General features: G+C 61.5%; 14 protein-coding genes and 1 other RNA gene. 3 read left to right on the forward strand and 12 right to left on the reverse strand.

Annotation, left to right across the window (positions count from 1 at the left end):
* From recR to ABJ076_RS02255, 4 genes are all read right to left on the reverse strand, one after another.
* Nucleotides 1-588: a recombination mediator RecR gene (gene recR, locus ABJ076_RS02240; protein ID WP_348186766.1), complete on the reverse strand. Its 588-nt coding sequence runs from the start codon at nucleotides 586-588 to the stop codon at nucleotides 1-3.
* A gap of 31 nt (nucleotides 589-619) precedes the next feature.
* A complete protein-coding gene (locus tag ABJ076_RS02245) occupies nucleotides 620-943 on the reverse strand; it encodes a YbaB/EbfC family nucleoid-associated protein (RefSeq protein WP_348186764.1) in 324 nt (107 codons plus the stop codon).
* Nucleotides 944-947: 4 nt separating this feature from the next.
* The gene (locus ABJ076_RS02250) at nucleotides 948-2,732 is read right to left on the reverse strand and encodes a DNA polymerase III subunit gamma/tau (protein ID WP_348186762.1); all 1,785 of its coding nucleotides are present in this window, start codon (nucleotides 2,730-2,732) and stop codon (nucleotides 948-950) included.
* Between the two features lie 125 nt (nucleotides 2,733-2,857).
* Nucleotides 2,858-3,772 (reverse strand): LysR substrate-binding domain-containing protein, encoded by a 915-nt coding sequence (locus ABJ076_RS02255; RefSeq protein ID WP_348186760.1) that lies wholly within the window; start codon nucleotides 3,770-3,772, stop codon nucleotides 2,858-2,860.
* Nucleotides 3,773-3,867: 95 nt separating this feature from the next.
* On the opposite strand from ABJ076_RS02255, the gene ABJ076_RS02260 reads away from it, so the two are divergent.
* On the forward strand, nucleotides 3,868-5,046 hold the full coding sequence (locus tag ABJ076_RS02260; RefSeq protein ID WP_348186758.1) for a hypothetical protein: 1,179 nt from the start codon (nucleotides 3,868-3,870) through the stop codon (nucleotides 5,044-5,046).
* Nucleotides 5,043-5,564: an N-acetyltransferase family protein gene (locus ABJ076_RS02265; RefSeq protein ID WP_348186756.1), complete on the forward strand. Its 522-nt coding sequence runs from the start codon at nucleotides 5,043-5,045 to the stop codon at nucleotides 5,562-5,564. The genes ABJ076_RS02260 and ABJ076_RS02265 overlap by 4 nt, the downstream gene beginning before the upstream one ends.
* A 49-nt stretch (nucleotides 5,565-5,613) precedes the next feature.
* Here ABJ076_RS02265 and ffs read toward each other — a convergent pair.
* From ffs to greB, 7 genes are all read right to left on the reverse strand, one after another.
* An RNA gene (gene ffs / locus ABJ076_RS02270) (signal recognition particle sRNA small type) lies at nucleotides 5,614-5,711 on the reverse strand.
* Between the two features lie 50 nt (nucleotides 5,712-5,761).
* A complete protein-coding gene (locus tag ABJ076_RS02275; protein ID WP_348186754.1) occupies nucleotides 5,762-5,971 on the reverse strand; it encodes a hypothetical protein in 210 nt (69 codons plus the stop codon).
* A gap of 111 nt (nucleotides 5,972-6,082) precedes the next feature.
* The gene (locus ABJ076_RS02280; RefSeq protein ID WP_348186752.1) at nucleotides 6,083-7,003 is read right to left on the reverse strand and encodes an NAD(P)-dependent oxidoreductase; all 921 of its coding nucleotides are present in this window, start codon (nucleotides 7,001-7,003) and stop codon (nucleotides 6,083-6,085) included.
* A gap of 3 nt (nucleotides 7,004-7,006) precedes the next feature.
* Entirely contained in the window at nucleotides 7,007-7,387 is a 381-nt protein-coding gene (locus ABJ076_RS02285) for a carboxymuconolactone decarboxylase family protein (RefSeq protein WP_348186750.1), read from the reverse strand.
* A 134-nt stretch (nucleotides 7,388-7,521) separates the two neighbouring features.
* Nucleotides 7,522-8,205, reverse strand: a complete 684-nt coding sequence (locus ABJ076_RS02290) for a gamma-glutamyl-gamma-aminobutyrate hydrolase family protein (RefSeq protein ID WP_348186748.1) — start codon at nucleotides 8,203-8,205, stop codon at nucleotides 7,522-7,524.
* Nucleotides 8,202-9,185 (reverse strand): amidoligase family protein, encoded by a 984-nt coding sequence (locus ABJ076_RS02295; RefSeq protein ID WP_348186746.1) that lies wholly within the window; start codon nucleotides 9,183-9,185, stop codon nucleotides 8,202-8,204. The genes ABJ076_RS02290 and ABJ076_RS02295 overlap by 4 nt, the downstream gene beginning before the upstream one ends.
* Before the next feature lie 33 nt (nucleotides 9,186-9,218).
* Nucleotides 9,219-9,773 carry a transcription elongation factor GreB gene (greB, locus tag ABJ076_RS02300; RefSeq protein ID WP_348186744.1) on the reverse strand — a complete coding sequence of 185 codons (555 nt, stop codon included), beginning with the start codon at nucleotides 9,771-9,773 and terminating at the stop codon, nucleotides 9,219-9,221.
* A gap of 143 nt (nucleotides 9,774-9,916) precedes the next feature.
* On the opposite strand from greB, the gene ABJ076_RS02305 reads away from it, so the two are divergent.
* On the forward strand, nucleotides 9,917-10,942 hold the full coding sequence (locus tag ABJ076_RS02305) for a proline racemase family protein (RefSeq protein WP_348186742.1): 1,026 nt from the start codon (nucleotides 9,917-9,919) through the stop codon (nucleotides 10,940-10,942).
* Nucleotides 10,943-10,970: 28 nt separating this feature from the next.
* On the opposite strand, the gene ABJ076_RS02310 is transcribed toward ABJ076_RS02305, so the two are convergent.
* Nucleotides 10,971-12,035, reverse strand: coding sequence for a DUF4340 domain-containing protein (locus ABJ076_RS02310; protein WP_348186740.1), 1,065 nt, complete (start codon nucleotides 12,033-12,035; stop codon nucleotides 10,971-10,973).
* Nucleotides 12,036-12,039 lie beyond the last annotated feature (4 nt).

Here is a 12,039-nt window from a genome sequence, read left to right on the forward strand (position 1 = left end):
TCAAAGTGCCCGGCGGGCTTTCAGGGCCTGGGTCAGGGTTCCGTCATCAAGGAAATCAAGCTCGCCCCCAACCGGAACGCCGCGCGCGAGCCGGGTGATGGAAATGTCCAGACCGGCCAGCCGGTCCGAGATGTAATGGGCGGTGGTTTGCCCGTCGACGGTGGCATCCATCGCCAGAATCACTTCCTTTACCTCCGGCGCGCCGGAGCGGCTGATAAGTCCATCGAGATTAAGGTCGTCCGGCCCGACGCCGTCGAGGGCGGAGAGCAGGCCGCCAAGCACGTGGTAGCGGCCCTTGAAAGCACCGGCCCGCTCGAGCGCCCAGACATCGCCAACATCCTCGACAACGCAGATCACCGAGCCGTCCCGACTTTCGTCCTTGCAGATGTGGCAGGGATCGCTGGCATCGAGATTGCCGCAGACGGAACAGTCACGCACCGCTTCCGCCGCCGCGCCGAGCGCATCAGCCAGAGGATGCATGAGCGTTTCACGCTTGCGCAGAAGATGCAGCACTGCCCGGCGGGCCGAGCGCGGGCCAAGGCCCGGCAGCTTCGCCAGATAGTGCATGACGCGATCTAGCTCATCCATAGCGCTGGGTATCCTGCCGGCCGCTATCGGATCAGAACGGCAGCTTGAAGCCCGGGGGCAAAGGCAGCCCGCCGGTCAGCTTCTGCATTTCGTCCTGCATCTTTTCGTCCGCCTTCGCCTTGGCGTCGTTGGCGGCGGCGATGATCAGGTCTTCCAGCACTTCGGTATCGGCCGGATCAACGAGGGAAGGATCGATCTTGATCCCTTTCATCTCGCCCTTGCCGGTCATCCGAACGGCAACCATCCCGGCGCCGCTAGAGCCCTCTACTTCCAGCTCCTGCAATTCCGCCTGCATTTCCTGCATGCGCTCCTGCATCTGCTGGACCTGCTTCATCATGTTGCCGAGATTTTTCATCTGGTCATGCCTCGTTCGCTTGACTGTCTTCGTCGCTGTAAGGAGCGGCCTCAGGGGCAGCGTCCTCCGGAATTTCCCTGACCAGCGGTCGAATGGCTTCTATCGTGCTTTCGGGGAAGGCTTCAAGCACCGCCGCGACCACCGGGTGTTCGGAAATCGACTTCCGCTTCGCCGCCTCGGCATTCGCCTTGCGCTCCGCCAGGGTATGAATGTCCTCGTCGCCCGGCATCGCATCGTTCGACTCAACGGTCCAGGGAATGCCCGTCCACTGTTTCAGCAGGGACGCAACCTGACCCGGCAAGCTATCAGGAGCGCTGGGGTCCAGGACGATTTCCAGCCGACCCGCCTCGGCGAAAATCGGCCGGACCGAGCGGCTGAGCTGTGCGTGCAGCAAGGCTTCGCGCTTCTCCTCGAACAGCGCGACCACGGCCTCGAATGTTTCCGGGATGGCCGGAGCCGCTGGCTCTTCCGGAACCGGCGGCGCGACAGGCGCTGGAGCAGAGACCGGAGATGGCACGATCGCGACCGGTGCCGGCGTTCGTTCCGTCTGAGCTGCCGTCTGATTTTGCGCGGCCGCCGGTTGGCGCCCCGGAGCCGCGTCAGGCTTTCCCGCCTTGATCGCCTTTACCAGATCGCCGGGCGGCGGAAGATCCGCCGTGTAAGCCAGCCGGATCAGCACCATCTCGAGCGCGGCCAGCGTCGAAGGTGAACCCTGCACCTCGCCAAGGCCCTTCAAGAGCATCTGCCAGGTCCGCGCCAATATTGGCAGCGTCAACTGGTCCGCAAAGGCAACGCCACGCGTCCGCTCCAGCTCGGAAGCGCCTTCGAGCGCCGATTCGCGGGCTGTCTTCAGTCGGGTGATCAGATGTGTCAGATCCAGCAGATCCTGCAGAACGACCACCGGATCGGCGCCGGAGGCGTACATCGCGCGTACATCGCCCAGCGCCTCGGCGACCTTGCCGCCCATCACCTTCTCGAACAGGTCGAAAACCAGTGCCCGGTCGGCAAGGCCGAGCATGTCCTGCACCTGGGCCGCCGTGATCTTGCCATCCGCAAGTGCCATCGCCTGATCGAGAATCGAAAGACCGTCACGGGCCGAGCCGTCGGCAGCGCGGGAAATCAGCGCCAGCGCCTCTTCGTCCGCCTCGACGCCTTCCTTGCCGCAGATGGTGCCAAACAGCTCCATCAGCTCGGAGACGTCGAACCGGCGCAGATCGAATCGCTGGCAGCGCGACAGCACGGTGATCGGCACCTTGCGGATCTCGGTGGTCGCGAAGATGAATTTCACATGCTCCGGCGGCTCTTCCAGCGTTTTCAGCAACGCATTGAAGGCGTTGCGGGAGAGCATGTGCACTTCATCGATGATGTAGACTTTGTAGCGGGCGGAAACCGGCTTGTAGCGCACCCCGTCGATGATCTCGCGGATATCGTCCACGCCGGTGCGCGAGGCCGCATCCATCTCCATCACGTCGACATGCCGGTCCTCGGTGATCGACCGGCAAGGATCACACACACCGCAGGGCGTCACAGTCGGACCGCCCGTGCCGTCCGGCCCGATGCAGTTGAGACCCTTGGCGATAATCCGCGCCGTCGTCGTCTTGCCGACCCCGCGCACGCCAGTCAGCACGAAGGCGTGGGCCAGACGGCCAGAGGCCAGCGCGTTGCGCAAAGTGCGGACAAGCGCGTCCTGGCCCTTCAGGTCGTCAAGCGTCTGCGGCCGATACTTGCGCGCCAGCACGCGATATTCGCCAGGCGCCTCTTCTGTCGCGGAAAGTGTCAGATCATCCATACAGGCGATCATAGGGGAGAGGTGGAGGTCAGGGAAGCGACGCAGGCCATCCGGCACCCGACAAATGCGAGGGCATGTCGAACTCCCTGCCGGAAACCCGCTGCGGGCGCCGGATCAAGGCCGGATTACGAGATTGGCGAGACGGCGCGGAAAGCCTCAAGGATCCAGTTTCTGACCGAATCGCAGGATTCATTCGCCTCCACTTCCGGCGGATAGACAAGCCAGTAACTGTAACTCGCCTCAAGGGTCGTGCCGAACGGGGCGATGAGACGGCCGGCGGCCAGATCCCGGTCAGTCAGGACGGATCGCCCAAGAAACGCCGCCTGGTGCCCCAGAACGGCATTAAGCGCCGCAGTGTCGTCACTGAATTTGGGGCCGGACGGAATCGCCCCGGTCTCGACCCCCTCCACGGCAAACCAGTCCACCCATCCCTCCTCGGTATCCGGATGGATCAGTGTCGCACGAAGCAGATCGGACGGACGGTCGATGCTGTGCCGGGCGGCATATTCCGGCGTACACATCGGCTGCACGGTTTCCGAGGCGAGAAACTCGGCGGCAAGACCCGGCCAGCTGCCGATGCCATACCGAATAGCGAGATCAATTCCTTCGGCAGTGAAAGAAACCAGATGCCGGGAGGCGGAGATCCGCAGGTCAATGCAGGTATGCGCCTTGCCGAATTCCTCAAGACGCGGCGCGAACCAGAGCGCGGCAACCGACGGCAACATCGACAGGGTCACGATGTTCGACTTGCCTTCCGCGGCCCGGCAGGCCGCGAGGCCGGTCCTCAGCTCGGAGATCGCGCGCATCGCGCGCTCACAGAGAATTTCACCGCCGCGTGTCAGCGTGATGAGTGGGCCGGAACGCTCGAAAAGGCGCAGACCAAGCCGCCCTTCAAGCTCTCCTATCTGCCGGCTGACAGCGCTTTGCGTAATGCCGAGCTCATCACCGGCCCGGGTGAAGTTACCAAGCCGCGCCGCTGCCTCGAACACCTGCAATCCGCGCATCGGCAACGGACGCAAGTCATCATGATCCATGCTCATGCTATTAGGTCAATTTTCTCATTTTTACAGCCAACCAAGCACAAATAACATGAATTCAGCGCAGAATGGAAAATGCAGGACTGGAGAACAGAGTTATGGGACGTGCAATACCGGTTGATACCGGTGAACGGGGATTACTGCCGAGTCTTCCGCTCCCGGTCTGGATGGTTCTGATTACGATTGTCTTCGGTCTCGGCGTCGGGATGAGCGCTCCGGAGTTGATCAGCTCCTTCAATAAAGGCTTCGGACTCGCCCTCGGTGAGTTCGCGCTGATCCTTCTGCCATCCTTCACCCTGGCCGCGGCCATGGAACAGCGTGCGCTTGCCCCTGACAGCCGCGTGGCGGTTCTCGTCTCTCCGGCAGCGGGTGCCGGTATGATCTGCCCCGACACCGCCTATGCCGCTCTCTCCCCTATCGCAGGTGATCGGAAACTGGACGTCGCATTCGGCTCCTATACCGGCTTCAAGTTACTTTATCCGGCGGGCCCGCTGATCGTTGCAACCGGCCTCGGAGTCGAGAGTGATGCCATCGTGATCACGGGGCTCGCCCTCGCCGTGCCGGTCTGGGTATCGGGTCTGATCTGGCGGCGTTTGATCGGCTCCAGCGCGCCCTCGTTCACACCGGCTCAAAAAGACACAATATCATCTCCGGGCAGTCTGTCGGCACTTCTGCCCTTCGCCGTGCTGGCCGGGCTCCTTGTCCTCGGCATCGCCCCTCAGATCTCCGGGATTGTATTGCTGGATTTCCTCACCGGGCCGAAAGGCGCTCTCCTCGCCGCCGCATTACTGGCGCTGATCATGGTGGATAAGGAGAAGCGGCGGGCCTGCCTCGACAGCGCCGTGCGCCGCACAGGCGGGCTGCTGCTGCTGATCGGCTGCGCCTCCGCATTTGGAACGGTGCTGACCCAGAACCTTCCCCTCTCCGATATCCTGCCTGGAACCACGGGCATTCTGGGTATTCTCAGTCTTTTTCTATTGAGCGCCCTCTTCAAGCTGGTTCAGGGATCGAGCATGGCGACCTTCGCCGCTGTCGCGCCTGTTGCCGCCCCTATCGTTACGGAACTGGGCCTGCCCGGCGTCGCGGCGGTCTTCGCCATCTGCCTGGGGTCCTTTATCGCGATCCTGCCGAATGACAGCTTTTACTGGATCATCCGGACAACCGGTTTCAGCGAAGGGCAGGACCGGAGCCTGGCAATCCTGTCCGCCGGATCCCTGGTTCAGGCTCTGGTCGGTCTGCTCCTGCTGATCGCAGCCATCCTGGGTGGATTGATATGAACAACATGGAGATCAGAGATGTCCAACAGACGGATTTTCCGGCCATCGCTGAGATCTACCAGCCCCATGTCCTGAACGGGACCGCGACCTTCGAGGAAACGCCACCTAGCCCCGAGACGATGGCGGAACGCCACGACGCCCTCCGTGCTTCCGGACACTTCTGGATCTGCGCCGAGATCGACGGGACCCTCGCCGGATATGCCTATACGACACAGCACAAGGCCCGATCAGCCTATCGCTATACCGCCGAAGACTCGATCTATCTGGCGCCGGAACATTCCGGCAAGGGAATAGGGACCTGTCTTCTGACCGAAGTGATTGCCCGCTGCAGAGGACTCGGCTTCCGGGAGATGATTGCGGTCATCGGCGATAGCGGGAATTCCGGCTCCATCGGTTTGCACCGCAAACTCGGCTTCCGGCATATCGGCACAGCAGATGGGATCGGGTGGAAATTCGGCCGGCCACTGGACGTTGTCTATATGCAACGCAGCCTCATGGCCCCAGGCCCAGAAACCTAATTGCATCGTGGAGACTTGCCAGGAGGCTCATCGAAAGAATGTCTGGCAAGGTGGAAGACTGGGAAGCGACCCGAGCGAAAACTCGTTACGGCTGCTTCCTTCCGGACCTGACCGGATTGGCGAGGAGCTCGTCCGTCCCAGCCTTCCGAGGGTTCTATATCGGGGGAACGGTGCGGAATGCAAGCGGAGTCGCCAAGTTAATGCTCTCCCGAGGCCCTAAACGCACCTTCCGACCAGACCAGCACCTTCGCGCAGCGCCACAGATTGGTGCCGCCGCAAAACATGGCCCGAGATCTTGAGCAGCCGAGTTCCTTCCCGTCGATCACCGGGTCCTGCTTGCCGTCGCCGGTAAGATCCAGCGACCGGACCGCGACCGCCTCCACTGTCAGGACCCCGCTATCGATCACGGCGCACAATGAGCCCGACGATTTCTGGGTCGTCGCTTGCGCGAGGATGACGGCATAAAAAGTGTCGTCATTCCTCCGAAAGCAGGAAGACGGGCTCCGCGAGCGCAATAATCAGCCCTTGGCCGCCTCCAGCGTCTCCCCGTTCCGCTCTTCCCAATACTGGATCGCGGCGGAATGGTCGCTGCCGGGGTGGGCTTCGTTGAACTCGCGCCAGATGCCGGTCAGCAGGTTCAGGATCGGCATGTCCTGACCCTGTGACTCCGCGAGATCGGCGGCGATACCGACATCCTTGGTCATCAAGGCGGTAGCGAAACCGGCGTCGAACTTGCGGGTCAGCACCGAGGGCTTGAACTTGGTCTCGGTATTGTTGCTGCGGCCGGTCGAGACATTGATGACGTCGATCATCACGCTCGGGTCGAGGCCAAATTTGGCGCCGACCAGAATGGCCTCGTTGGTGGCGCTGAGAGCGATGGCCGAGAGATAGTTGTTCAGGCACTTCATGGCATGACCGGAGCCAAGCGGGCCGGTCCGGATGACCACACGGCTCATCGGCTCCATGATCCCCTCGGCAGCATCCAGCGCCGCTTCGTCAGCCCCGCCGAGCATGATGGCGAGCGAGCCTTCCTCGGCGCGCCAGGTGCCGCCGGAAACCGGCGCATCGCACAGCACGATGCCCTTTTCCTTCAGGGCCGCGCCAAGTTCGACCGTACCGGTCGGCTCCGACGAGCTCATGTCGATGGCGACAGCGCCTTTCTTCATGCCCTTCGAGGCATTGTCCGCACCGTCGAGCAGTGCCATGCGGGCAGCCTTGCCGTCCGGCACCATGGTGACGACGATATCGGAGGCCGCACCAAGCGCTTCCAGAGTGGGAGCCACCTCGCCGCCGATTTCACCCGCGAATCGCTGAGATATCTCGGGTTTGAGGTCAAAGACGCGAACATCGTAGCCCGCCTCGACCATGTGCCGGGCCATCGGCCAGCCCATCATGCCAAGACCGATCCAGCCGACGATTGGTTTCTTGCCGGAAGCCATGCCTCAGACTCCCTGTTCTTTGAAAACTTCTCGGGCGATTTTGAAAGCGCTGACGGCCGCGGGAAAACCGGCATAGGTCGCAACCTGAAGAAAGATCTCCGCCATCTCGTTCTTGGTCACGCCGTTGTTCAGCGCGCCGACGAGATGCAGGCGCAGCTCATGCTCCCGGCCCATCGATGCCAGCATGGCAAGGTTCAGCATGGAGCGGGTTTTCAACTCCAGCCCGTCCCGGCCCCAGCAGGCACCCCAAGCATGTGTAGTAACGAACTTCTGCAGGATCATCGAGAACTCGTCGGCATTGTTAATGCTGCTCTCGACATATTCCTTGCCGAGTACTTTCTTGCGAGTCTCCAGGCCCTGGTCGAATAGCTGATCCAAATCCATTGCAGTCCTCCTCCCACGAAATCAAAGTTGTATGTGAAGGTACCCAGCGTGGCAGTGCGTGACCAGCAAGCGGTCCGGAACAAGCCGCACCCTCAATCGGCAGGAAAGCGTCGGCGACAGGGAAAGCAGCGGCGTCAAGAAAGCCCGTCAGCGGCAGCGCGGATCAGAGCACGATAGAGGCGCTGCTGGGACCGGTTGAAGATCAGAAATTCCGGATGCCATTGCACACCGATCAAGACGGCACTGCTTGTGCTCTCGATCCCCTGGACAATATCCCGCCGGTCGCGGGCGGAGACTCTGAGGCCATCACCCAGCCTGTCGACGGACTGGTGATGAATACTGTTCACCCGGCACCAGCTCACGCCGAGCATGTCGCGCAGGCGCGACCCTGCGTCGATTTCAACCCGCTTCACCGGCAACGGCGTCCGCCGGGCGCGGACGCCCGGATAGGCCTCGGAAATTTCGCTGTGCAGCGTACCGCCGAAATAGACGTTCAGCATCTGTGCACCACGGCAGATACCAAGGACCGGCCGCCTGCCGTCCCTGAAATGATCAAGCAACGCGAGCTCGAATGCATCCCGCTCCGGATCAATCCCCTCTTCGAGGGCCACCTCGCTGCCGTAGAGCGTCGGCGCAAGATCACTGCCGCCACCGATAATCACGCCATCAAGCGCTTCCGGAGCCAGCGGACAGCCCGGCCCCAGCCGCACGCTTCGGCCACCGGCCCGCCAGACAGCAAGCCGTTGAAAGAACAAGGAAATCACACCAGAGTTGGCCGAGGTCGATATCCCGATCAGAGGGCGCTTGCGGCTCTTCATTCAACACCGAACAAACGCCGCAACCGGACCGGTAAACTGTCATCGGAGACCACTGAAAACTCAGCAACAGCCGCTTCCAGACGGCGGGCATCCATTGCCAGTTCTTCCACCGTGACCCATCGGTTCCATTCAGTCACCGCCGACCAGTCCGGATCACCAAGATCTGCATTCGGCAACCGGTAATGATAGGTCGGACGCGGCTTTATCAACACGTCGTCCATAATCTCCCCCATCAGCTCCGGCGCCAGGTGCGCAAAAAGCGGAAGCATGTCGAGCTCTCGGTTTCGGGTCGGGTTCATGGAGACATAATCCTCAACCATCCGCTCAAGTTCCGCCGGATAACCGGCGGCAAGAATTGTTTTGGCATAGCTCTCCGGAAAAGACGCGGTGTGCGGTAAAATCCGGCGGGTAATATCGACCGATACGGCGCTTCGCAGGCTTTCGGAACGCAGCAGGTACGCCTGCAACACATGAAGAACCTCCTCAGCCGAACCTGTGGCCACTTCCACGTTCAAATGTAACCCAAAAGCATAGAACGCACTCTCCCTCGTACCGAGGGCACCACGCGCGCGTAGCAGGGCAAAGGTTTCGTCCAGATCGCCAAGCCGGAACCATGGAATTGGCGGGAAAACGATCTCCACCGGCACCAGCCCGGTCAGCGCATCACCGAGCGGGCCACGCCAGTCATCAGAAATTTCGAAATCCTGCAAAAGTGAACCGGATCTGTCCGTGCTGTCGTTTTCAATATTGTTCTTGTGGACATACTGAACATCGAGCTCGACGATTGTCTCACCCCATTCCTCATGCTGAAGGATGGTGCGGTGCGTATCGACCTTCTCTGCCTTCCCGCCGAAAGAATCCTGCAGAAGGTCCACCGTCTGATCCACGGACAGACCTGCGAATTCCAGCTCTACTCCGACCTTGCGATCCTCGTCCTGCGCATTATGTGCGACCGGCGGTGACTTCGGTAATAGCGACATCAGACTTCCAGTTAATTGTTCTTGTACAGTTAGTTACCTGGTTTCGTAGGAAATTTTGGTCACCTCGACCGATTGTGGACCGCGCGGCGTGCGCACCTCGACCACATCACCGATTTCGGATTTCAGAAGGGCACGGGCGATCGGCGAGACCCAGCTCACCTCACCACGATCAAGATCGGCTTCATCTATACCCACAATGCGAAAGGTCCGCTCGTTCTCCTCCTCGTCCGCGTAGGTTACCGTGGCTCCGAAGTAGACACGGTCCTTGTTCGGCTGCGCGGCCGGGTCGACGATTTCGGCGGCTTCCATACGCTTCAGAAGAAAGCGCATGCGGCGGTCGATCTCGCGCAGCCTCTTTTTGCCATAGGTGTAATCCCCGTTCTCCGAGCGGTCGCCGTTCCCGGCGGCCCAGGAGACTATCTCGACAACCTTCGGGCGCTCGACCCGGCGCAATTGCTTCAACTCATCCTGTAGCGCCTTGAAGCCAGCGGGCGTGATGTAATTCTTGACGCCTTTCGGGGAAGGATCGGGAATATCGTCCTCCTCCTCGAAGTCGCTGTCGTTTTCTTTGACGAAGGCTTTGCTCATCTCTGATTTCTGACCGTCATGTCACCCTGCAGACTGGTCTCCAGAGTGCAGGCACAGGCGCCCCTGTTCAAGCAGACCTGTTGCCTGGCCAGGCATCGTCATGCGCTACTGATCCCAAAAGTAGCGCGAGGACGGAAAGTTCCATGAGAAGCACCAAGCAGATCCATGTGGTCGGCTGCCATGCCGCAGGCGAAGTCGGTGACGTCATCGTCGGCGGGGTCGCGCCACCGCCCGGCGACACGATCTGGGAGCAGTCCCGCTGGATTGCCGCAGACGGGACGCTCCGGGATTTCATGCTGAACGAGCCACGCGGCGGCGTCTTCCGGCATGTGAATCTGCTGGTGCCGCCGAGGGACCCGCGCGCCGCCATGGGCTGGATCATCATGGAGCCGGTGCATACCCCGCCCATGTCCGGCTCCAATTCCATCTGTGTTTCCACTGTTATGCTGGAGACCGGTATCGTGCCGATGAAAGAGCCCGTGACCCGCTTCATGCTGGAGGCACCCGGTGGCCTGGTCGGAATCGAGGCACACTGCCGGGACGGCAAGGCAGAAAGCATCACGGTGCGCAACCATCCCTCCTTCGCTGCGGCCATCGACGTCCCACTCGAAGTGGAAGGGTACGGCACCCTGACGGTTTCGACAGCCTATGGCGGAGACAGCTTCGTGATCGTCGACGCCGATGCTCTCGGTGTCGCCATCCAGCCGGACGAAGGCCGCGCTCTTGCGGATCTGGGAGCCCGGCTCACCCGGTCAGCGACCGAACAGCTCGGCTTCAGCCACCCGGCGAACCCGGACTGGCGGCATATCTCTTTCTGCCTCTTCGCTGGCGGCCTGAAAGACGTCAAGGAAGGGCTGGAGACACGGCATGCCGTCGCCATCGAGCCAGGAAAGATAGATCGTTCCCCGACCGGAACGGCTCTTTCCGCCCGCATGGCTCTGCTCAAGGCCACCGGACGGATGCAGGTCGGGGATAGGCTTACCGCCCGCTCCATCATCGACTCGGTTTTTAGCGGAAGGATCGAGGAAGAGACGGAAATCGGCGGAATACCGGCCATCATCCCCTCGATCACCGGCAGCGCCTGGATCACCGGTACCTTCCAGTACCTGCTCGATCCGACGGACCCCTGGCCCGGCGGCTACCGGGTCGGCGACACCTGGCCGCCTTGAGGCTTCGACCGAGTAGGCGCTTACCGAATCAGCCTTCGGTTGCTGGTTTCGTTGCCGATTCCATGCTGTGGCGGAGCCTTTGCAGACGGCTGTCGGACAAGCGATAGGCCCAGCGCGCCAGCCTCTCTGTATTCGCGGCCGCGAAGGACTTGGCATCTTCCGAGGCATCCGCCGCCACATTGATCGAAAAATGCGTCCAGGTTTCCATGATTCCGGCATTATTGGGAACCTCGGCTAAATCGACGATCACGGTCAGGCCCCCACGAGTCTGGTAAATGGCGTTGCCGAGTGAAGGCTCGAAGGTCATGCCGTCCATCGAACGGACATCCTCGAACTTCAGCTTCGCGAGGCCATCTGTGATTTCGTTCAGCGTATAGAAAGTCGCGAATTGCCGATCCTCAGGCATGTTCATCAACTCGAACGGCGTCTTTCCGTCGCCGGTGCGGCGGACTTCGAGCACCTCGCCGCTCGGACCCGTCAGATGGATCTCCTGCAACCGGTCAACGCCGATATCGATCACCGCCTCATCCGTCCAGGAGGCGATACGATGCACATCGTCGACCTGACCCTGAGCGAGCCAGGAACGGGCTTCGGCGCTTTGCCGCATATAAAGCATCGATCCGCCGGTCCCGCTGGTCCGGTCACTGCCGATCAGGGCATCGACGAGAGCGCCGCCGTCACGGCCGAGCAGCCGGACGCGGGTCGCCTTGGAGCCGGCATCCGCAACGTCGGAGACACCAAGCCTGTCGTAGCGCGCCGGATCAGCGGTTTTTGCCTCCACCAGCTGCAGTTCAGCCAAAGACAGGACGAAACCCCGCACTTTCCCGGTATCAGCCGGATAACCGTTCTGTTCCGCGATGCGCCAGATGCCGTCTTCACGAATGACGCTGGCCTGCTCGACCGCCCCATCCGTGTTCCAGGACATCTCGATCCGTGCAATATCCGGGATCTGCTGTTCCAGCCCCGGAAAGGCCAGAACGTTGTCCGGCACGGAAACCGTTGCATCGTTGCGCCAAAGGACGGCAAGAACCGCCGCCACAAACACGGCTCCGGTGACAGCGGCCAGAATTCGAAGCGAACGCAAGCTCAGCATCTGT

The sequence above is a fragment of the Nisaea sp. genome, assembly GCF_039990255.1.
Taxonomy (GTDB): Bacteria; Pseudomonadota; Alphaproteobacteria; order Thalassobaculales; family Thalassobaculaceae; genus Nisaea.

Excerpts from the sequence above, each read along its gene's own strand:
- ABJ076_RS02305 (WP_348186742.1), top strand. The coding sequence starts at position 9,917 with ATGAGAAGCACCAAGCAGATCCATGTGGTCGGCTGCCATGCCGCAGGC.
- ABJ076_RS02255 (WP_348186760.1), bottom strand. The coding sequence starts at position 3,772 with ATGAGCATGGATCATGATGACTTGCGTCCGTTGCCGATGCGCGGATTG.
- ABJ076_RS02250 (WP_348186762.1), bottom strand. The coding sequence starts at position 2,732 with ATGGATGATCTGACACTTTCCGCGACAGAAGAGGCGCCTGGCGAATAT.
- ABJ076_RS02295 (WP_348186746.1), bottom strand. The coding sequence starts at position 9,185 with ATGTCGCTATTACCGAAGTCACCGCCGGTCGCACATAATGCGCAGGAC.
- ABJ076_RS02290 (WP_348186748.1), bottom strand. The coding sequence starts at position 8,205 with ATGAAGAGCCGCAAGCGCCCTCTGATCGGGATATCGACCTCGGCCAAC.
- ABJ076_RS02265 (WP_348186756.1), top strand. The coding sequence starts at position 5,043 with ATGAACAACATGGAGATCAGAGATGTCCAACAGACGGATTTTCCGGCC.
- recR (WP_348186766.1), bottom strand. The coding sequence starts at position 588 with ATGGATGAGCTAGATCGCGTCATGCACTATCTGGCGAAGCTGCCGGGC.
- ABJ076_RS02260 (WP_348186758.1), top strand. The coding sequence starts at position 3,868 with ATGGGACGTGCAATACCGGTTGATACCGGTGAACGGGGATTACTGCCG.
- ABJ076_RS02245 (WP_348186764.1), bottom strand. The coding sequence starts at position 943 with ATGAAAAATCTCGGCAACATGATGAAGCAGGTCCAGCAGATGCAGGAG.
- ABJ076_RS02310 (WP_348186740.1), bottom strand. The coding sequence starts at position 12,035 with ATGCTGAGCTTGCGTTCGCTTCGAATTCTGGCCGCTGTCACCGGAGCC.
- greB (WP_348186744.1), bottom strand. The coding sequence starts at position 9,773 with ATGAGCAAAGCCTTCGTCAAAGAAAACGACAGCGACTTCGAGGAGGAG.
- ABJ076_RS02280 (WP_348186752.1), bottom strand. The coding sequence starts at position 7,003 with ATGGCTTCCGGCAAGAAACCAATCGTCGGCTGGATCGGTCTTGGCATG.
- ABJ076_RS02285 (WP_348186750.1), bottom strand. The coding sequence starts at position 7,387 with ATGGATTTGGATCAGCTATTCGACCAGGGCCTGGAGACTCGCAAGAAA.